The organism is Arthrobacter sp. MOO21 (assembly GCF_057369995.2).
Genome location: NZ_CM170671.2, coordinates 194,490 through 214,978, shown reverse-complemented (window position 1 = coordinate 214,978; position 20,489 = coordinate 194,490). Strand labels below are relative to the sequence as shown.

Annotated in this window: 12 protein-coding genes and 1 pseudogene; all 13 read left to right on the top strand. The window is 69.6% G+C overall.

All coding sequences use genetic code 11. The features are described from left to right. The first annotated feature begins 44 nt into the window (after positions 1 to 44). Positions 45 to 1,389 (top strand): annotated as a pseudogene (locus AC2JAJ_RS00990) (DUF58 domain-containing protein). Further along, positions 1,386 to 4,001, top strand: coding sequence for a transglutaminase-like domain-containing protein (locus AC2JAJ_RS00985; protein ID WP_486414602.1), 2,616 nt, complete (start codon positions 1,386 to 1,388; stop codon positions 3,999 to 4,001). The pseudogene AC2JAJ_RS00990 and the gene AC2JAJ_RS00985 overlap by 4 nt, the downstream one beginning before the upstream one ends. Next, entirely contained in the window at positions 3,998 to 5,605 is a 1,608-nt protein-coding gene (locus AC2JAJ_RS00980; protein ID WP_486414603.1) for an RDD family protein, read from the top strand. The genes AC2JAJ_RS00985 and AC2JAJ_RS00980 overlap by 4 nt, the downstream gene beginning before the upstream one ends. Continuing rightward, a complete protein-coding gene (locus AC2JAJ_RS00975; protein WP_501053299.1) occupies positions 5,602 to 6,585 on the top strand; it encodes a protein phosphatase 2C domain-containing protein in 984 nt (327 codons plus the stop codon). Before AC2JAJ_RS00980 ends, AC2JAJ_RS00975 begins: the two co-directional genes overlap by 4 nt. Continuing rightward, on the top strand, positions 6,572 to 8,551 hold the full coding sequence (locus tag AC2JAJ_RS00970) for an FHA domain-containing protein (protein ID WP_501053298.1): 1,980 nt from the start codon (positions 6,572 to 6,574) through the stop codon (positions 8,549 to 8,551). The genes AC2JAJ_RS00975 and AC2JAJ_RS00970 overlap by 14 nt, the downstream gene beginning before the upstream one ends. Continuing rightward, the gene (locus AC2JAJ_RS00965) at positions 8,548 to 10,254 is read left to right on the top strand and encodes a serine/threonine-protein kinase (protein ID WP_486414607.1); all 1,707 of its coding nucleotides are present in this window, start codon (positions 8,548 to 8,550) and stop codon (positions 10,252 to 10,254) included. The genes AC2JAJ_RS00970 and AC2JAJ_RS00965 overlap by 4 nt, the downstream gene beginning before the upstream one ends. Before the next feature lie 73 nt (positions 10,255 to 10,327). Further along, entirely contained in the window at positions 10,328 to 11,032 is a 705-nt protein-coding gene (locus AC2JAJ_RS00960; protein WP_221383897.1) for a hypothetical protein, read from the top strand. Beyond that, the gene (locus AC2JAJ_RS00955) at positions 11,029 to 15,474 is read left to right on the top strand and encodes an FtsK/SpoIIIE domain-containing protein (RefSeq protein ID WP_501053297.1); all 4,446 of its coding nucleotides are present in this window, start codon (positions 11,029 to 11,031) and stop codon (positions 15,472 to 15,474) included. Before AC2JAJ_RS00960 ends, AC2JAJ_RS00955 begins: the two co-directional genes overlap by 4 nt. Positions 15,475 to 15,595: 121 nt before the next feature. Next, positions 15,596 to 16,210 carry a hypothetical protein gene (locus tag AC2JAJ_RS00950; protein WP_486414608.1) on the top strand — a complete coding sequence of 205 codons (615 nt, stop codon included), beginning with the start codon at positions 15,596 to 15,598 and terminating at the stop codon, positions 16,208 to 16,210. A gap of 81 nt (positions 16,211 to 16,291) precedes the next feature. Then, positions 16,292 to 18,601: an NAD-dependent DNA ligase LigA gene (ligA, locus tag AC2JAJ_RS00945; RefSeq protein WP_486414609.1), complete on the top strand. Its 2,310-nt coding sequence runs from the start codon at positions 16,292 to 16,294 to the stop codon at positions 18,599 to 18,601. Then, entirely contained in the window at positions 18,598 to 19,407 is an 810-nt protein-coding gene (locus AC2JAJ_RS00940; RefSeq protein ID WP_486414610.1) for an inositol monophosphatase family protein, read from the top strand. The genes ligA and AC2JAJ_RS00940 overlap by 4 nt, the downstream gene beginning before the upstream one ends. Positions 19,408 to 19,545: 138 nt before the next feature. Continuing rightward, a complete protein-coding gene (locus tag AC2JAJ_RS00935) occupies positions 19,546 to 20,049 on the top strand; it encodes a GNAT family N-acetyltransferase (protein WP_486414611.1) in 504 nt (167 codons plus the stop codon). A 47-nt stretch (positions 20,050 to 20,096) separates the two neighbouring features. Continuing rightward, positions 20,097 to 20,477 carry a RidA family protein gene (locus AC2JAJ_RS00930; protein WP_221383891.1) on the top strand — a complete coding sequence of 127 codons (381 nt, stop codon included), beginning with the start codon at positions 20,097 to 20,099 and terminating at the stop codon, positions 20,475 to 20,477. Positions 20,478 to 20,489: the final 12 nt, after the last annotated feature.

Below are 20,489 nucleotides of genomic sequence, written 5' to 3'. Positions count from 1 at the left end.
GCACCAGCACACTCCCTTTCAGCGCAACAACGAAGGCACACCCTATGTCCGACGGCACGTCCAGCGGCACCCCGCTGACCCGGCTCGCGGAGCGACTCCAGCAACCCTTCCACCGGAACGGCCGCCCCACGCGCCTGCACCCAGCGGCCGTGTGGGCCGAGGCCACCAACACCGCCGCCCTTGCCCTTACGCCTGCGTGGCGTGCCGTCCGGGACACCTGGCTCACGTACGCCTGGCCGGTGCTGTCAGTGGTCAGCATCCTGGGCTGGTCGGTCCTTGCCGCCGCCATCCTGCTCTGGGCAACGGGGCAGGCCTTTGGGTGGCAGGAAGCCAAGGCCGCGGCCATCGCGGCGTTCGCCATGTTCATCATCGCGGTCGCCTTCATCCTGGGCCGCTCGTCCTACGGGGTGGCGCTGGACCTCGCCCGGACGCGGGTGGCAGTGGGGGACAGCGCCGTAGGCAGCATTGCCGTGTCCAACACGTCCGCCCGGCCGCTGCTGCCCGCCGCCCTGGAACTGCCGGTGGGCAGCACTACTGCCGTCTTCCACCTTCCCCGGATGAAACCCGGCCAGGTCCACGAGGACCTGTTCACCATCCCCACCGCCCGGCGCGCCGTCATCGTGGTGGGGCCGGTACGCTCGGTCCGGGCGGACCCGCTGCACCTCCTGAGCCGCCAGGTCCTCTGGACGGACCCGGAGGACCTCTTCGTCCACCCCCGCACCGTCGCCGTGGCAGGATCGGCAGCGGGCTTCATCCGGGACCTGGAAGGCATGCCCACCACCGACCTCTCCAGCGCGGACGTCTCGTTCCACGCCCTGCGCGACTACGTTCCCGGCGATGACCGCAGGCACATCCACTGGAAGACGACGGCGCGCACCAACAAGCTGATGGTGCGCCAGTTCGAAGAAACCCGCCGCGCCCACCTGGCCATCTCGCTGTCCATCAACACGGACGAATACGCCTCGGAAAATGAGTTCGAGATGGCGATCTCCGTTGCCGCTTCCATCGGCCGGCAGGCCATCCGCGAACAGCGCGAACTGGACGTCCTCACCCAAAAGGGACCGCTGCGCTGCGAAACCGGGCGGAACATGCTCGACGACATGACCCGGATTGCCGGGCGCACCCATGCGGCGCACCGCCGTCGACCTTGCCCGGACCCTGGCGGACACCGTTCCCAACGCCTCCGTAGTGTTCTTCGTGGTGGGAAGCAACGTCACCGCCACCCAGCTCCGCTCCGCGGCAGCCTCGGTCCTGCCCGGCGTGCGCAGCCTGGCCGTCCGGGTGGAAGCCGGGGCAGCACCCAGCCGCGCCAACATCGCGGACCTGACCGTCCTCACGCTCGGTGACTTGAGCGACCTCGCCATCGTGCTGAGAAAGGCGGCCGCATGAGCACCGCGCCCGGCACCTCCCCACGCCTGCAGCCCCCGCGGACCCGTACCAGCCGCAAAGCCACCGGCAAGGACTCCGCCTTCGCGGACGGCCAGCCGCCCTGGCACTTTCTGCTCGACGCCGGAGCCCTGGTGGTCCTGCTGGGGCTCGGCCTGCTCGGCTTCGGCCTGAGCTTCGGCGGCGACCCCTACTACCTGCTGTCCGGATTCGGCGGCATCCTCCTTGGCCTGGCGATCGGCGCAGCCAACGCCCACCTGCGGCTGGGGCTGCTGATCACCACCGCCCTGGCCCTCGGCGCCTACCTGGTCCTGGGAACCTGGCTGGCCGTCCCCGACGCGGCGATCGCCGGCTTCGTGCCCAGCCTGGAGTCCCTTCGGACCCTGCTCCTGGGCATCGTGTTCGCCTGGAAGGACATGCTCACCGTAGGGGTCCCGGTGGGAACGGCGGGCGGTGTGCTCATCGTCCCGTTCCTCAGCTGCCTCGTGACGGCGCTGGTGGCAGCGGTCCTGACCTGGCGGGCCAGGAGCCCCTACCTGCCCCTCCTCCCGGTCCTGGTCCTCTTCGTCACCGGGATCGCCTTCAGCACCAACGCCGCGTTCCTGACGCTGGAGCGGGGGATCGGCCTGACGGTCCTGGGCATCGCCTGGGCCACCTTCCGGCGCGACGTGCTGCGCCGGAACAACACCCGGCGGGTGTCCGTCAACTCCCCGCAGACCGACTCCGCAGCCGCCCGGCGCGCCAGGATCAGGAGGCTGGGCATGGCCGCGGGCGTGATCGCGCTGAGTGTCGGCGTCACAGCAGTGTCTGCCCCGCTGGTGAGCGCCGGCGACGAACGGAAGGTCCTCCGGAACGTGGTGGTCCCGCCGTTCGATCCCAAGGACTACATCACGCCCCTGGCCAGCTTCCGGACCTACGTGAAGGACAAGAAGGACGACACCCTGTTCGTGGTCAAGGGCCTGCCACGGGACGGCCGGGTGCGGCTCGGCGCCCTGGATGCCTTCAACGGCACCAACTACAACATGGACCCGAACGGTTCCGGCAACTTCAGCAAGGTGGGGGACGCGAAATCCATCAACACCCTCGCCGAAGCCTCCGGAGTGGTCCCGACGAATGACTACTCGATCAGCATCAGAGTGGAGGACTACCAGGGCTACTTCGTGCCCGGCGGGCGCAAGACCACCGGCATCAGCTTCGACCAGGGTGGCTCCGCCGCGGCCTCCGGCCTCTACTTCAACCCGGGCACGGACACCGCCGTGACCACGAACGGGCTGGCGCGCGGGGATTCCTACAGCGTCCAGGTGTCCGACCCCGTCAAGCTCGAACACGGCCAGCTGACACAGTACGACTTCGCGAAGGTCTCCCTGCCGGACCCGCTGGAGGTACCGCCGGTCGTCGGCTCGCAGGCCAACGACCTTTCGGCGGATGCACCCACGGCGATCGACAGGGTCCGCCAGATCGAGGCGCACTTCCAGAAGACCGGCGCCTTCAGCAACGGGCTGGTGAGCGAGGGGCAGCTGCCCAGCGTCTCGGGCCACGGGTCCGCGCGGATCCGCAACCTGCTGACCGCCAAGCAGATGCTCGGTGACGACGAGCAGTACGCCGTCGCCATGTCCCTGATGCTCCGGCACCTGGGCATCCCGTCCCGCGTGGTGATGGGGTTCTACCCGGAGCCGACCAGCCCCGAAAACGGCGCCGGCGAGGTGAAGATCACCGGAAAGGATGTCCACGCCTGGGTGGAGGTCGCGTTCGAGCGGGTGGGCTGGGTCAGCTTCGACCCGACGCCGCCCAAGGACAACATCCCCATCCCGCCGGACCCCGAAAACAAGTCCAAGCCCAAGCCGCAGGTGCTGCAGCCGCCGCCCCCGCCGCAGGAGCCCGCGGACCTGCCGCCGGACTCCTCGCCCGACGCGCTGGACGCCGACCAGAAGAAAAACAACCCCTGGCTGTTCTGGGGTGCCCTGCTGGGTGCGCTGGGCGTCGTCGCGATTCCGCTCGCTATCCTTGCCCTGCCGCTGCTGCTGATTGCCCTGCTGAAGACACGACGCCGGAAGTCGCGTTTCAGCGACGGCAATCCGGCCCAGCGCGTGGGCGGAGGATGGAGCGAGGTGGTGAGCCTGGCGACCGACATGGGTGCCGCCGTCGACACCCGTTCGACGCGCCGCGAAAGCGCTGCCGTCCTGGCCGAGGCATTCCCGGCCAGCCAGGCGACCACCACCCTGCTGGCACGCCGGGCCGACGCGTCGATCTTTGGCGCCGGGCAGCCCAGCGAGGAGGAGGTCCGCGACTACTGGACGGTGGTCGACGGGTCCCTGAAGGAAATGACCGCCACCGTTGGCTTCTGGCGGCGCCAGCAGGCACGGTTCTCGCCGCGGTCCCTGCTGGCCGATGCCCGCACTGCCATGGGCTCGGGAGGCGGCTTGACCCTGCGCGGCGCCCGGCTGCGGCTGCCCGCGCCGGCCGGGCTCCTGGGTGCGCGCCGCCGTCGTGCCCCTGGCGGTCCGGAAGCTGCGCCAGCGCAAGAGACCGTGCCGCAGGAAGGCGGCACGCCGCACGGACAAACCCAGCCAGAAGGCCAGCCAGGCCACCACCAGCAAGGACATGGCCAGCAGTGAGCTCCGACGCCGAACGCTGCCCGCGCTGCCACCAGCACATCCGCGCGGGTGCCACCTTCTGCACTGCCTGCGGCGCGCCGCTGCCCAACCGGGCGGCGCGCCGCCCCCGCACTCCCGGTACCGCCGGAAGCGGCAGCTTTGACGCGGCACAGGGAGCGTGGCCCGCGCACGCACCGGGGATTCCCGGTACTATCCCGGTAGTGGAAAGGCCCCCGGCAGCTCAGCCGGTGGCCATCGCAGGTAAGGGCACCGAGCCGGGCAAGGCCGGCGGATCCACCACGGTGCAAGCCGCTCCAGGGGGAGGAACGGGAATGGCAGTGAACCTTCAGCTTGTTCCGGCTACGGCGGGCAAGCGCCTTGGTGCTGCCGTCATTGACTGGCTGCCCGCCCTGGCCGTACTGGTGGTGACCTTTGCCATCGGCTTCGCCGGAATCACCCGGACCCGAAGCGGCGGCTTCATTGTCTACGACACCTCCTCCCTGGTGCTGTTCGGCGGCATCGGGCTCGGTGTTACCCTCGTGTACCTTTTCGTGCTCCTGGGCCTGGAAGCCCGCACCGGCAAGACACCGGGCAACCTGCTCATGGGGATCCGCAGCGCCGACAAGGACGGCTACGCGCCGGGCGCCGGCGGTGTCTTCCTGCGCGGACTGATCACCGGCGCCGGTGTCCTGCTGGCCGTGGTGGCCGCGGTACTCGTGGTGGTTTTCAGGTGGTTCGACGCCGCGCTGTTCATCCTTGGCCCGCTGCTCCTGCTCGGTGCCGTGTGGGCTGTGCTGGCGGTGGTCTCCAACCGGTGGGACAGGGACGGCGGCCTGCGCGGCTGGCACGATGCCGCCGCCAGGACGCTGGTCTTCGATGTCAAGGCCGGCCGGGACCCGATCACCACGGGCGGTATCCAGGGCCCCTACAGCTTCGCGCCGCTGGACCTCCCGCCCGTCCAGCCGGTGGTGTCTCCGGTGGCAGGCGCCTCCCAGGCTCCGGCTCCCCAGGCTCCGACGCCCCAAGCTCCAGCACCCCAGCCGGTTTCCCGCCACGTCCCTGCACCGTCGGCGACCATGCCGTCCCAGACGATGCCCTACACCAGCCCGGCATCCTTTGCACCGGCAGGCCCGGCCGCACAGGGAGCGCCGGCAGGATTCCCTGCGCCGCAGCTTCCCGCCCCGCAGCTTCCTGCCCCGCAGTTTCCTGCCCCGGGCCACCGGCCGCAGCAGCACGTTGACGACGACGTCGAGCGCACCCAGGTGCGCCCCGGTTCCGGCGGCCCCGCCCCGGTGGCAGTACTCCGGATCCGCCTGGATGATGGCCGCGACTTCCAGCTGGACCGCAGCGTCCTGGTGGGCCGCAACCCGGTGGGTCAGGCCGGCGAGCAGCACGCGCAGCTGCTGGCCGTGGACGACCCCGGGCGCTCGATCTCAAAGACCCACCTGCACCTGCTCACCGACGGTGCAGGAATCTGGGTGACCGACCGCCAGTCAACCAACGGCAGCGCCGTGACCACCCCCGACGGGCTGCGCACCACCCTGGTGCCGGGCGTCCCCACATTTGTTACCCCGGGATCCAGCGTGCATTTTGGAGACCGCACCTTTTACCTAGGACAGGCATGAACCATCACCCCGCCAGTGTTCCCTCCATCGCCGGGCAGGGGCCTGGCCTCAGCCTCACCTACGGCTACGGGACGGACCGGGGACTCCGCCGGGAGTTGAACGAGGATTCCTATATCGCATCCGACCCCGTCTTCGCGGTGGCGGACGGCATGGGCGGCCATGAGGCCGGCGAGATCGCCAGCGGCCTGTGCGTGCGCGCCCTGGCGGCCATGCCGCAGCTTGCCACGGGGGAGCGGAGCATCACCGCCTCCGTGCTCCAGCAGTACCTGGTGCGCGCGGACAACTCGATCCGGGAGGCCACCGGTGCCCGCGCCGGCACCACCCTTACCGGGGCAGTTGTCGTGGAGCAGATGGGCATGCCCTACTGGCTGGTCATGAACATCGGCGACTCCCGCACGTACCGGCTCAGCCAGGGACGGTTCGAACAGATCAGCGTGGACCACTCCGAAGTCCAGGAGCTCGTGGACGCCGGCGAGATCACGGCCCAGGAAGCCACGGTCCACCCCCGCCTGCACGTGGTCACCAGGGCCCTGGGGACCGGGGATGAGACGGAAGCGGACTACTGGCTCCTGCCCGTCGAGGAAGGCGACCGGCTCCTGGTCTGCTCGGACGGCCTCACGGAGGAGCTGGGGGACGAGGAGATCCTTGGCATCCTGAGTACTGTTGCGCAGCCCCAGGACGCGGTGGATGCGCTCATCCAGGCCGCCCTCCGCAGCGGCGGCCGCGACAACATCACCGCCATCGTGGTGGACGCCCGGAACGTGGCGAACGACGACGGATCGGGCACGACCGCGCCCCGCTACGCGTCCGATGACGGAGACGAGGTCACGCTGCCGCGTGCACAGGCCGCCGTGACGCAGCCCCTGCCCGGGCAGGACGCCGCCGGCGCCAGCGGGCATGCGGCGACGGCTGGTGGCGCCGGCACCGACGGGACCGACAGCACCAGTGAGGACGGGGAGTTGGGCGATGACCGCCGCTAGCTACGTTCCCGGCGCCTGGCTGGGCGTCGTCCGTTCGCAAACCGCTGTGCTCCTGGGTCCGGGCACGCCACCGGAACTGGCCGGGGCGCTATGGGACCTGCTGGCCGGGCGGCCGGCGGTCCACGAGGTCCTGGCCGCAGTGACCAGCAGCTCGGGCGGTTCGCTCGCGAAGATCCCGCCCTTCGGGATCCTGGACTTTGACGGGCCGCTGCGCGTCTTCCTGCGTGGCGACCTCGAGCTCACGGTCGATTCGCCCGACGGTCCGGTCGAGCTCGACGGGCGGGATGTGACTACCTGGAACGAGCGCCGGTTTGCCGTTCCGGGCGCCTGCCGCCTGGCAATCGCCGGCGCCGGGGTCCCGGGCCAGCCCGTCTTGCCGCTGGGCGAAGGCGTGGTGTTGCTGCAGGCGCTGGCGCTGAACGCGCAGTCCGGTCCCGCTGCCGTGGGCGCCGCCCGCGCTGGAGTTTCTGTCCCGGCCGCGTCGCCGGCTCCGGAGGCAGTAGCGGTCCAGGGCGTGCCGGAGACTGCGGAATTTTCCGACGGCGGCAGCGCGCCGGCGCCCACCACGAGGGAGCCGGAGGAAGACCTGCCGGAGATCACCCTCCTGCCCGAGCACGGAGTGTCCGCCGAAACCGTGGTGGGCGTGCTCGACGACGACATGGACTTCGGCGGGGAAGGACACGCCGGCCCCGGCGAAGGAGACGCCGCCTCAGACCGGGAAGAGGAGGAAGAGGAGGAGGACGCTTCCCCGGACCATGCACCCGCTGCCGCACCATCCGTAGAGACCACCGCACATCAAACCGGCGGAGTGCCGACGGTTGCAGAGCCGGCGTCCGGCCCCCACACCGTCGGCACCTCCGCTCCCGTGAACGAACAGACCACCTCCTACGACCACCTTTGGGACCGCACTGTCATGCGGAACATCGAGGATGCCGCTGTCCGGGAGGACCCCGAAGCTGATGCCGCCACAGGTTCAGGACAGGCCGTTGCGCTGCCCGCCGCCGGCCCGCTGCCTGCCCTGGAGCCGGGAGACGTGGGACAGGTGGACGGCACGGCCTCCGGAAACCAGGCGGGCGACGGAACCCCGCAGGCGGACGAACCCGGTGCCGGAACTGACGGCCCCGCCGCCGGAACACACGCGTCCGGGGTGGATGGGGATGACCCGGGGAGTCCGGAGGCGCAGGAAGCAGCCCGCCATGCTGCTCCCCGTCCTGCCGCAGGCGTGCTGATCGACTCTGTTCCGTGGCGCACCGGCGGGAGCTCCGGCCCGGCGCCGTCTCCCTCCCCGGCCCCGCCAACACGGGGCACGCCGCCAATACCGGGCGCCGCCGGAGACGTGCCAACGGGCAGTTCCGCCGCGGTCCCGGATCCCGGCCCAGGCGTTGAGTCCGGCGTCGAGCTGGATTTCGACCCCGACCACGACGGCCAGACCGTCATGAAGGGAAGCCTTCCGGGCCTGTCCCGACAGCAACGGCCGGCCGCCGCCCGGGTGCCCGAAGACGCCGCCGGGGGCCCGCTCGTGCTGGCACGGGTATGCGCGCAGGGCCACCCCAACCCGCCCACGGCCGGCCAGTGCGCCTGCGGCGCCGCCCTCCTGCCTGACGCCGTGCAGGTGCCCCGGCCCCGGCTGGGGCGCATGCGGCTGTCCACGGGCGAGCTGCTGGACCTTGACCAGTCGATGGTGATCGGCCGCCAACCGTCCGTGTCCCGGGTGCAGGGCGGGGTCATGCCGCGCCTGGTGCAGGTGGCAAGCCCCGGCGGCGATATTTCCAGGTCCCATGTCGAAGTGCGGCTCGAAGGCTGGCACGTGATGCTCTGCGACCTGAAGGCCACCAACGGCACCGTCCTGGTCCGCGAAGGGCAGCCCCCGCGCCTGCTGGCCCAGAACGAGATGGCCATCCTGCTCGACGGCGACATCGCCGAGCTGGGCGACAACATCTCACTGCGTTTTGAGGAGATTCCTTGAGTTCCAAACGGCCGGTAGCTCCGCCGCCCCGCATTCCGGGGTTCACCTACATCAGCCTGCTGGGCTCCGGCGGGTTTTCCGACGTGTACCTCTACGAGCAGGACAGGCCGCGCCGAAAAGTGGCCGTCAAGGTGCTGCTCTCGGACCTGAAGACCGAGGGCGCCCGGCGGCGTTTCGAGTCCGAGGCCAACCTGATGGCCCAGCTGTCCTCGCACCCGTACATCGTGACCATCTTCGAAGCGGAAGTCACCGACGACGGGCACTCCTACCTGGCCATGGAGTACTGTTCCCGGCCCAGCCTGGACGTGCGGTACCGCCGGCAGCGTTTCAGCGTGGACGAGGTCCTGGCCGTCGGCATCCAGGTGGCCTCCGCCGTCGAAACCGCCCACCGGGCCGGCATCGCCCACCGTGACATCAAGCCCGCCAACATCCTCGTCACGGACTACAACCGTCCGGCGCTCACCGACTTCGGGATCTCCGGCACCCTGGCCGGCGACGGTGACGACGACAGCGGCATGTCCATTCCATGGTCCCCGCCGGAACAGTTCCGGGACGGCAGCGTGGACGGCGTCATGGTGGACGTCTGGGCGCTCGGCGCAACCCTCTACACCCTGCTGGCCGGCCGTTCGCCGTTCGTGATGCCGGGCGCGGACAACTCCCAGCGTGAACTGATCAACAGGATCAGCAACATGGCACTGCCCCGCCTGGGCCGCGCCGATGTGCCCGAATCCCTGGAACTGGCGCTGGCCACCGCCATGGCCAAGTCGCCGCAGTCGCGGTACTCCTCGGCGCACGCCTTCGCCCTGGCCCTGCAGCGGATCCAGGCCGAGCTCAACCTTTCCGTCACCCCGTTCGAAGTCTTGGAGGAGCCCCAGCAGGAGGACGGCCACCCGGACGACGGCACCGAGGAAACCCGCGTCCGCAGCATCGCCGCGATCGACCCCGAACGCACCGGCAGCGCCCCGACCTTCCCGGCACGCACCCGCCCCAACGGACCCGCCCGGGAAGTCCCGGCGTCGCGCGCCGTCCCGCCCGCCGCCGGGCCCGCGGCACCCGCTCCCCGGCCAGGCGACTGGGGACAGTCCACGGTGCTGCGCAGCAACGCACCGGGAACCCTGGGCATGCAGCACCAGGGCGCGGGGCAGGAGGACAAGCAGCAGGACGCCGCGGCCTTCACCGAGCCGCCGAACGACGGCTATGCCGCGGACACCACCATCCACCGTCCCGCCCGGGTGGAGGAGCCTGCCGCGGAAGCTCCTCCCGGCGCCGACCATGGCAAGCGCAACCTCTGGCTCGCCATCGCCGGCGGCACGCTGCTGGCGCTCGCCGCCGTCGTTGGCCTGGTGGTGGCCAACGCCGTGCCCGGCACCCCCAAGACAGTGGCCACGCAGCAGGTGAGCAAGCCGCCGGCGGACGCCCTGGACAACGGCACGGTGCCCGATGTCGAAGGCCTCGCCGGCACCATCGGCGCCGACGGCAACGCAACCTTCACCTGGACCAACCCGCAGCCCAAGGACGGCGACAGCTACAAGTGGCGGGTCTACACCATCGGCGGCGGGGGAGAATTCCAGTCCATCGCGCAGGCGCCCGTGCGGGTGAAACCCAACCCCTCCGGGCAGACCTGCGTCCAGGTGATGATCGTCCGCTCGGACGGCGCGTTCTCACCGATGGAAGCGGCATCCATCGCCTGCACCGGCCCATGAGCCGTCCACAGGCACCACGACATCACCAGCACTCCGGTTACCGGAACAGTTCTGCCCTGAGGAGGCACAGATCATGGGGGATCTAGCAATAGATTTCTGTGGCGAATGGTACGAGCCATCAGACGAGGACGTTTTCAACATCGGCCGCGAAGGCGACCTCGAAGTGGACGACAACCCGTACCTGCACCGGCAGTTCCTGCAGGTAGCCCGCTACGACGGCATCTGGTGGCTCAGCAACGTCGGCAGCATGCTCTCCGCCACGGTGGCGGACGCCTCCGGCGGAATGCAGGCCTGGCTTTCGCCGGGGGCGCGGATTCCCCTGGTGTTCAGCCACACCAACATCATTTTCACGGCGGGCCCCACCACGTACGAGTTCGCGGTGCACCTGAAGACCCCCTCCTTCCGCCAGGAGGCGCGCGAGGGCGCCAGCAGCGGCGACACCACCATCGGCCCGGTGGTCTTCACCGACGCCCAGAAAGCGCTCATCGTGGCGCTCGCCGAACCGGTGCTCCGCCGCGAAGGCACCGGCTTCAGCACCATCCCGTCCTCCGCCGCGGCCGCCAAGACCCTGGGCTGGGCGCTGACGCGCTTCAACCGGAAACTGGACAACGTCTGCGACAAGCTGGACCGGGTGGGCGTCGTGGGACTGCGCGGGGGAGGCGGCAAGCTCGCCACCAACCGGCGGGCCCGGTTGGTGGAGCACGCCGTCACCACCCACCTGGTGACCGCCGATGACCTGTACCTGCTGGAGAAGATGAGGGGCGTGGACGAAGGATGAGGATCCGGCTGACACTCCGCCGGGAACCCGCCGACGCCAAGGACCTGGCCGTCACGGTTGACGGCCTGGCCACCGTGGCGGATATCGCCACCATCCTGTGGGCCGCGGACCCGGACCGCAAGGGAACCCCGGCCCCGGACAACCTCTCCCTGCGCATCGACGAGGCATTCGTCGGCGCGGGCATCAGCGGCAACGTCCTGGACCGGGAAGACAACCTGCTCGAGTCCGGCCTGCGCCCCGGTTCCGTGGTGTCGCTGGCACAGGTCAGCGGGCAGTTCCACGAGCCGGGCGCCAGCCGGGGGCCCGCCGCCGCCACGCTGCGGGTCCTGTCCGGGCCCGACGTCGGCCGCGAATTTTCGTTGCCCACCGGCACCAGCTACATCGGCCGGGACAGGGACGTGGACATCCGCCTGACGGACCCGCTGACCTCCAAGCGGCACGCCCGCATCACGGTGGCCGAGGGCATCGAAATCGTGGACACCAACTCGGCCAACGGGCTCCTGATGGACGGGCTTCCCGTCACCCGGGCAACGCTGAACTCCTCCGACACGGTGACTCTGGGCGACACGACCGTGACCGTGGTTCCCCTGGGGCACAACCAGGCGGCAGCGCCGACGTCGCCCCTGGTCAACTTCAACCGGTCCCCGCGCGTGGTGCCCCGGTTTGAACCGGCCAAGCGGGTCCTGCCCGCCGGGCCCAAACGCCCCGAGGACCACCCCTTCCCCTACATCATGCTGATTGCGCCCCTGATGATGGGTGCCGTCATTTTCGCCGTCACGCAGAACGTGCTCTCGGTGGTGTTCATGATGATGATGCCGCTGTTCATCGTGGGCCACTACGTGGACCAGAAGATGAGGACCCGCAGCCAGCAAAAGGAACAACTCAAGCAGTTCCGCGCCTCCATGGCGGCGTTCCGGCAGGACCTGACCGAGCTGCAGCAGGTGGAACGGGCCGTCCGGCTGCAGGAAGCGCCGTCCGTCAGCGACACCGTTGACGCCATCTACAAGCTCGGACCGCTGCTGTGGACCCACCGGCCGGAGCACAGCACGTTCCTGGGGCTGCGGTTCGGGCTGGGGACCGCGCCGTCCCGGATCCCGCTCGAAGAACCCTCCAGCAACGACACCGAAGTCCAGTACAGCCGCGAAATCCAGGACTGCCTCAGGCAGTTCAGTGAGATCGAAGGTGTCCCCGTGGTCTCCCAGCTGCGCACTTCCGGTGCTTTGGGCATCGCAGGGGCCCGCGGCCTGGTGGACGACGTTGCCCGCGGCGTGGTGCTGCAGCTGGTGGGCCTGCATTCGCCGGCCGAGGTGGTCCTGACTGCCATCACCTCCGCCCAGTCGCGCGGACGCTGGAACTGGCTGCAGTGGCTGCCGCACGTCGGCTCTGGCCACAGCCCCCTGGGCGGCGACCACCTCGCCGCCGGATCCGCCGGAGGATCCTCCCTGCTGGCCCGGCTCGAGGACTTGGTGGAGGCCCGCGAGGCAGCTGCCAAACGGTCGGGCCCCGGGCTGCGGCCTGGCCTGGACCCGGCCAAGCACGAGGTGGAGGAACCGGTCCTGCCGGCCGTCCTGGTCATCGTGGAGGATGACGCCCCCGTGGACCGCGGCCGGCTCACCCGGCTGGCCGAACGCGGACCCGATTCCGGCGTGCATGTCCTGTGGGTAGCCACCGACATCCAGGCCCTCCCGGCGGCCTGCCGCGACTTCATGGTGGTGGACGGTGACCACGGCACCACCACCGGCCAGGTCCGCCTGGGCCGCCACACCTACCCCGTCAGCTGCGAAAGCGTGGACGCGGACCTCGCCGGGCAGCTTGCCCGGATGCTGGCGCCAGTGGTTGACGTGGGCAAGCCGGTCAATGATGACTCCGACCTGCCGCGCGCGGTGTCCTACGCCACCCTGATCGGCAAGGACTTCCTGGACAACCCGCAGGCGGTGGCCGAACGGTGGACGGAAAACAACTCCGTGCACGCCAGCGCCGTGGCAAACCGCAAGGACAACGGCACGCTGCGCGCCCTGGTGGGCTCCAAGGGCATTGAACCGCTGTACCTGGACCTGAAGAACGAAGGGCCGCACGCCCTCGTGGGCGGTACCACCGGTGCGGGCAAGTCCGAGTTCCTGCAGTCCTGGGTAATGGGCATGGCCGCCGCCTACAGTCCCGACCGGGTCAGTTTCCTGTTCGTCGATTACAAGGGCGGCGCGGCCTTCGCGGACTGCATCAACCTGCCGCACACCGTGGGCCTGGTCACGGACCTCTCCCCGCACCTGGTGCGCCGGGCCCTGACCTCGCTGCGCGCAGAGCTGCACTACCGTGAACAGCTGCTGAACCGGAAGAAGGCGAAGGACCTGCTGGCGCTGCAGCGCGAGGCGGACCCTGACGCGCCGCCGTACCTGGTCATCATCGTTGACGAGTTCGCAGCCCTGGCCAACGAGGTGCCGGAATTCGTGGACGGCGTGGTGGACGTCGCCGCCCGCGGCCGCTCCCTGGGACTGCACCTCATCCTGGCAACCCAGCGCCCCGCCGGCGTCATCAAGGACAGCCTGCGCGCCAACACCAACCTGCGCGTGGCGCTGCGGATGGCCGACGAGGACGACGCCACGGACATCCTCGGCGTCCCGGACGCCGCCTACTTCGACCCCGCCATCCCGGGCCGCGGCGCGGCCAAGACCGGACCGGGCCGGATCCAGGGCTTCCAGACCGGCTACGCTGGCGGCTGGACCACGGACAAGCCGCAGCGGCCGCAGGTCGACATCGTGGAAATGGCGTTCGGCTCCGGACCCAGCTGGGAAGCGCCCGCGCCGGAAAAGCCGGTGGCCGCCGAACCCGCCGGCCCCAACGACATCGCCAGGATGACCACCAACATCGTCCGGGCCGCCGACGCCCTGGCCATCGCCCCGCCCCGGAAGCCGTGGCTGGACGAACTGGCCAAGACCTACGATTTCTCCAAGCTGCCCAACCCGCGGTCGGACGAACAGCTGCTGCTGGGAGTCGCCGACGACCCCGTGCACCAGGACCAGCCCACCGTGTTCTACGAGCCGGACCGTGACGGCAACATGGCCATCTACGGCACAGGCGGTTCCGGCAAGTCCGCTGCCTTGCGGGGCATTGCGATTGCCGCCGCGGTGACGCCACGCGGCGGCCCGGTCCACGTGTACGGCATCGACTGCGGCTCGGCGGGCCTGCGGATGCTGGACGAACTGCCCCACGTGGGCGAAATCATCGACGGCGACGACGTCGAGCGGGTCGGGCGGCTGCTGCGGCTCCTGCGCGACGTCGCTGAACAGCGCGCCGCCCGGTTCGCCGAGGTACGGGCCTCCACCATCGTGGAGTACCGCAGGCTGGCCAACCGGCCGGACGAGAAGCGGATCTTCGTGCTGGTGGACGGCATGTCCGCGTTCCGGGAAGCCTACGAGCACAGCAAGCTCTCCGGGCTCTGGGACATCTTCCTCCAGCTCGCCACCGACGGCCGCACCCTCGGAATCCACCTGGTGGTGACCGGGGACCGGCCCAACGCCGTCCCCGCGTCGCTGCTCGCCTCGATCCAGCGCCGGCTGGTCCTGCGCCTGTCCTCGGAGGACGACTACATCTCCCTGGACGTGCCCCGCGACGTCCTGTCCGCCACGTCGCCTCCGGGCCGCGGGCTGCTCGACGGGCTTGAGGTCCAGCTGGCCGTCCTGGGCGGCAACTCGAACCTGGCCCTGCAGGCCCGCGAAGTGCACAAGCTCAGCGAAGCGATGCGGCGCCAGGGGCTGGACACGGCACCGGGAATCGAACGCCTTCCGGAGCAGGTGGACCTGGATGTCCTGCCTGCCGGCACACCGGACCTGCCGGTCATCGGCGTGGACGACGAGTCCCTGCAGCCGGCCGAAATCATGGCCAGGGGCCCGCTGCTCCTTGCCGGCCCGCCCGGCGCGGGACGCACCGTGGCCCTGGTGACCCTTGCGTACGCCTTGCGCCGATCGAATCCCGGCACGGAGCTGATCTACCTCGGGTCCCGCCGGTCCGCCGTCGCATCCCTTCCCCTCTGGAGCCGCTCCGTGGTGGGGCCGGACGACTTTGCCGAGGTGGTGGAGGACCTGGTGGAACACTCCACCGGGAACCCCGGTGCGCTGGCGTTCTTCATCGAAGGGCTCACCGAGTTCACTGACACCATTGCCGAGTCCGGGATGGCGCAGTTGGTGACGGCATCGCTGAAGGCAGACCAGTGGGTCATCGGCGAGTCGGAATCCTCCACCTGGTCCTCCGCATGGCAGCTTGCGCAGCCGTTCAAGTCCGGCCGGCGCGGCCTGCTGCTCAACCCCGGCGACATCGAGGGGGACAGCCTGCTGAACACGTCCCTGGGCCGGGTCAGCCCCGACTTCATCCCCGGCCGCGGGTACGTGGTGGGGCGCGGCAAAGCCCGGAAAATCCAGGTGGCGCTGCCGCCCGAAAACAGGGACTGACCAGAGCCCGGGCCTGCGGGGCCGCAACCTACCGGGATTTGCGGCCCCGCAGGGCGTTGTAGAAGACTACCGGGGACACCAGAAAGCCGCGGTGGGGGGCTGCGCGCATCGAAAGGTAGCAATGACCCCGTCCGCACCGGTTCTCCGCGCTGTTTCGACGACGGCATCAGCAGCAGCCCTGGCCCTGGCCTTCAGTTTCTTCCCGGCCGGCCCGGCGCCCGCTGCCACCCCGGCACCCTCGCCCGCCCCGGCAACAGCAACGCAGGACTGCGGGCTATTTTGCCTGCCGGTCCTTGCCAGCAGTCCGGACACCGGTCAATCCGGACGGTCGCGCAAAGCCAAGGACCCGGCGGACCCACCGGCGCCGACCGCGCCACCTGCTGAGGCTCCGGCCCAGCCTGTCCAGTCCCAGCAGCCGCAGGCAGACAATCCGCAGCCCGCTCCTGCTGCCGTCCGCGCCACGGCACCGGCAGGCCCCGACGGTTCCGCCGCCGAAACCGCCTCAGCCGCTGCCGGCTACCGCCCGCCCACCGGCCCCTCCAACGGGCAGGACTGGAACAGTCCAGTGACCCGGTCCGCCGGGGCCGCCCGGATGGCCGCCGGTGCCCCTGCCCGTGGCCAGGAAGATGGCGGCCCGGCGCTCCTGCCCATCGCCTTTGGAACGCTGCTGGTGGCCGTCTCCGCAGTCGCCTTCGCCTGGTGGAACCGCAACCGGAACCGGCTGCGATCGCATTGAGCTGTGCGCGCATGGCGGCCTGCCCGGCCAGGTCGCTGTGCCTGCCAGGCCACTGTCACAGGCGTAAGGCAAGATAGGTTTGTGAGCACAGGACCAGGCCCCGCAAAGACCGACACCCGTACTGCAACGCCGGACGGGCCGGAAACCGTCCCGGCGGAGTCCGTCCGCGAGGAATACGAGAACCTTGCGGACCTCGTGCGGAAGTACCGCTTCGCGTACTACCAGGAGGATGAGCCCCTGGTGTCCGATGCCGAATTCGACACCCTCTTCCGCCGCCTGGAAGAGATCGAGGCGCTGCACCCCGAGCTGGTGGCGAACGATTCCCCAACCCAGGAAGTGGGCGGCGAGGCCTCCGCCGCGTTCGCGCCCGTGGAACACCTGCAGCGGATGTACAGCCTGGAGGACGTCTTCTCGCTCGAGGAGCTCGAAGCCTGGCTCAACAGGGCCGAGGCAAGCGTCGAAAAGCTGGGCGACGGGGCCGCCAGGGCCGCATGGTTGACCGAGCTCAAGATCGACGGCCTGGCCGTCAACCTGCTCTACCGGGACGGGAAACTGGTGCGCGCCGCCACCCGCGGCGACGGAACCACGGGGGAGGACATCACCCACAACCTGCTCACCATCCAGGAGATTCCAAGGGATCTGCGCGGCAGCGGGTTTCCGGCGGAGATGGAAGTGCGCGGCGAAGTCTTCATCCCGTCCAAGGCGTTCGCGGAATTCAACGAAGCACTGATCGAGGCCGGCAAGGCGCCCTTGGCCAATCCCCGGAACGCGGCGGCCGGGTCGCTGCGGCAAAAGGACCCGGCCGAGACGGCCAAACGGCCATTGAAGATGTTCGTGCACGGAATCGGCGCCCGCGAAGGACTCGAGTCCCGCAGCCAGTCCGAAACGTATGAACTCCTCAAGGAGTGGGGCCTGCCCGTCAGCCCGTACTTCGAGGTGCTGCAGGGCCGGGAGGAAATCCTCGGCTTCATCAAGCGGTTCGGCGACCAGCGACACAAGCTGCTCCACGAGATCGACGGCATCGTCATCAAGGTGGACGATTTCGCCACCCAGCGTGCCCTGGGCTACACAACCCGCGTCCCGCGCTGGGCCGTGGCCTACAAGTATCCGCCGGAGGAGGTCCACACCAAGCTGCTGGACATCCAGGTCAACGTGGGCCGCACCGGACGGGTCACTCCCTTCGGCGTCATGGAACCGGTCAAGGTGGCCGGTTCCACCGTGGAGATGGCCACCCTGCACAACCAGGACGTAGTGAAGGCCAAGGGCGTCAAGATCGGCGACATCGTCATCCTGCGGAAGGCGGGGGACGTCATCCCCGAAATCGTGGGCCCGGTCCTTCCCCTCCGCGACCAGCAGGACCCGCCGGTGCGGGACTTCGTGATGCCCACCGAATGTCCGTCCTGCGGCACGCCGCTTGCCCCGGCCAAGGAAGGGGATGTGGACGTCCGCTGCCCCAATTCCAGGTCCTGCCCGTCCCAGCTCCGGGAGCGCGTGTTCCATGTGGCCGGGCGCGGCGCGTTCGACATCGAGGCGCTGGGGTGGGAAGCGGCCATTGCCCTGACCCAGCCGGCCGAACCCGAGGTGCCGCCGCTTACCTCCGAAGCCGGGCTCTTCGACCTCACCCCGGAGGACCTGGCCGGCGTCCGCATCCGGCGCGAGAAAAAGTCCAAGGGCGTTCCCACCGGTGAGTACGAGCTGGTGCCCTACTTCTACAGCAAGGGCACCGCCAAGTCGCCGTCCAAGCCCACCGCCACCACGCAGAAACTGTTCAAGGAACTGGAAAAGGCCAAGGCCCAGCCGCTCTGGCGTGTGCTGGTGGCCCTGTCCATCCGGCACGTCGGGCCCCGGGCGTCGCGCGCCCTGGCCCAGGCGTTCGGCAGCATGGACCGCATCCGGGCAGCATCGGAGGAGGAACTGGCCCACGTTGACGGGGTGGGACCCACCATCGCCGCAGCGCTCAAGGAATGGTTCGCGGAAGACTGGCACGTGGAGATCATCGAACGCTGGGCCGCCGCCGGAGTCCGCATGGAGGACGAACGCGACGAGTCGATGCCGCGCACCCTCGAAGGGCTTACCGTGGTGGTCACCGGCTCGCTGCCCAACTTCAGCCGGGACGAGGCCAAGGAAGCCATCCTGCTCCGGGGAGGCAAGGCTGCCGGCTCGGTGTCGAAGAACACCAGCTACGTCGTGGCGGGGGAAAGCGCCGGCAGCAAGCTGGACAAGGCGGAGCAGCTGGGCATCCCCGTGCTGGATGAGGACGGCTTCCGGCAGTTGCTCGACGGCGGACCGGCGGCCCTGGGGGACGCGGCAGCCCAGGGGGTGGATGTGGACACGGATGAAGACGGCAGCGAGGAGGCAGCCATCCCGGCCGCAGCTGAGGAAACGGCATGAGCACCCCGGCCGAACTTCTGGAAGTGGCGAAGCAGGCAGCCGCCGCGGGCGCCAGCGTGCTCGCGGGCCGGACGGCGGATGGCCTGGACGCCAGCAACAAGGGCGCTGCGGGGGACTGGGTCACGGCCTTTGACCTGGCCGCGGAAAATGCCGTGCGCGAGGTCATCATGGCGTCCCGTCCGGGGGACAGCATCACCGGTGAGGAGCACGGAACCACCCGCCCGGCGGACCCCACCGGCTACCGCTGGTCCATCGACCCTTTGGACGGCACTACCAACTTCATCCGGAACATCGTCTACTACGCCACGTCGGTGGCCGTCGCGGATGCCGACGGCGTCTGGCTGGCCGGCGTGGTCAACGCCCCGGCACTGCGGCGCGTGTACTACGCTGCCCGCGGCCAAGGCGCGTGGCTGGAAGACGGCGGCACCGTGACCCGGCTGGAAGGGCCGGTTTCCGGCCGGAAGGGCCAGATCCTGGCCACCGGGTTCAGCTACGATCCGGCCGTGCGGGTGGAGCAGGCCTCGGTGCTGGCAGGGCTGATGGACGGTTTCGCCGATGTCCGGCGGCTGGGTTCGGCGGCCCTTGACCTGTGCATGGTGGCTGACGGGACCCACGATGCCTACGGTGAGCGGGGGTTGAACGAGCACGACTTCTCGGCCGGCGCGCTGATCGCCGAGGAAGCCGGCTGCTGGGTGCGGCGGCCACGCCTGACGAGTCCGCTCGACGGAGGGCCCACCGACGACGAGCGCCTGGACGCCTGGACGTGTGCCGCCAGCCTGGAACTCTCGGGCAAGTTTCCGCTCTGAATCTGGTCACGCACCTGCACGGGTACCCCGGCCTGAACGGGCCCAACGGAAGCTCCGGGCCAGGCCGGTTCTGATAGTTCGGTCACGGAAAGTGCGGTTTGCCGCGGTGGAGGCAGAAACCGCCACTACCATTGATGGGTGCAGCCGCAGATCACGATCCGTCCCGCCGCCGAGGCCGACTTCGCAGCCATTGCCCGCATCACCCGGGACTCCTACCTCTCCGCCGGCTACTTCGACGACGCCGCACACCCCTACATGGTGAAAATCATGGACGTGGCCGAGCGCGCGGCGCAGGCCACCATCTGGGTAGCCGAACGCCAAGGCACCGTCATCGGCTCAGTAACGCTGGCACTTGCGGGCGAGCCCTATTCGGACATCGCGCAGCAGGACGAGCTCGAGTTCCGCATGCTGGTGGTGGACCCTGCCGTCCAGCGCAGCGGTGCCGGCAAGGCCATGGTTGACGCCATCCTCAGCTACGCGAAAACACTTCCCGGCATCCGCGGAGTGTCCCTCACCACCGGCAAGGCCTGGGAGAGCGCACACGGGCTGTACCGCAAGACGGGCTTCCAGCGGGTGCCCCACCGTGACTGGTTCGTACCGGGAACCGACACAAAACTGTTGGTTTACCGCCGCGACCTGTAGCAGCCCTACAGTGGTGGCGACCCATTCCAGTTTTGAAAGGCCCACCCATGCGCAAAACCTTCGGTACCGGCTCCGTCTGGGAACAGACCCTTGGCTACTCCCGCGCCGTCCAGGTGGACAACACCCTCTACATCTCAGCCACCGCCGCCAGCGGTGATGAGGGCATCGTCGGTGATGACTTCTACACCCAGACGCAGTACATCCTGCAGAAGCTCGGCAAGGTCCTGGCCGACGCCGGCTTCGGCTACGAGGACGTGGTGCAGTCCAAGCTGTACCTGACGGACATCAGCAAGTGGGAGGAAGCCGGCAAGGCCCACGGCGAAGTGTTCGGCGACATCCGCCCCACGCTCTCCCTCGTGCACGTGTTGCCGTTCCTGGACCCGAAGATGCTCGTCGAGATCGAGCTCGTCGCCCAGAAGAGCGCCTGATTTTCCCCGTTG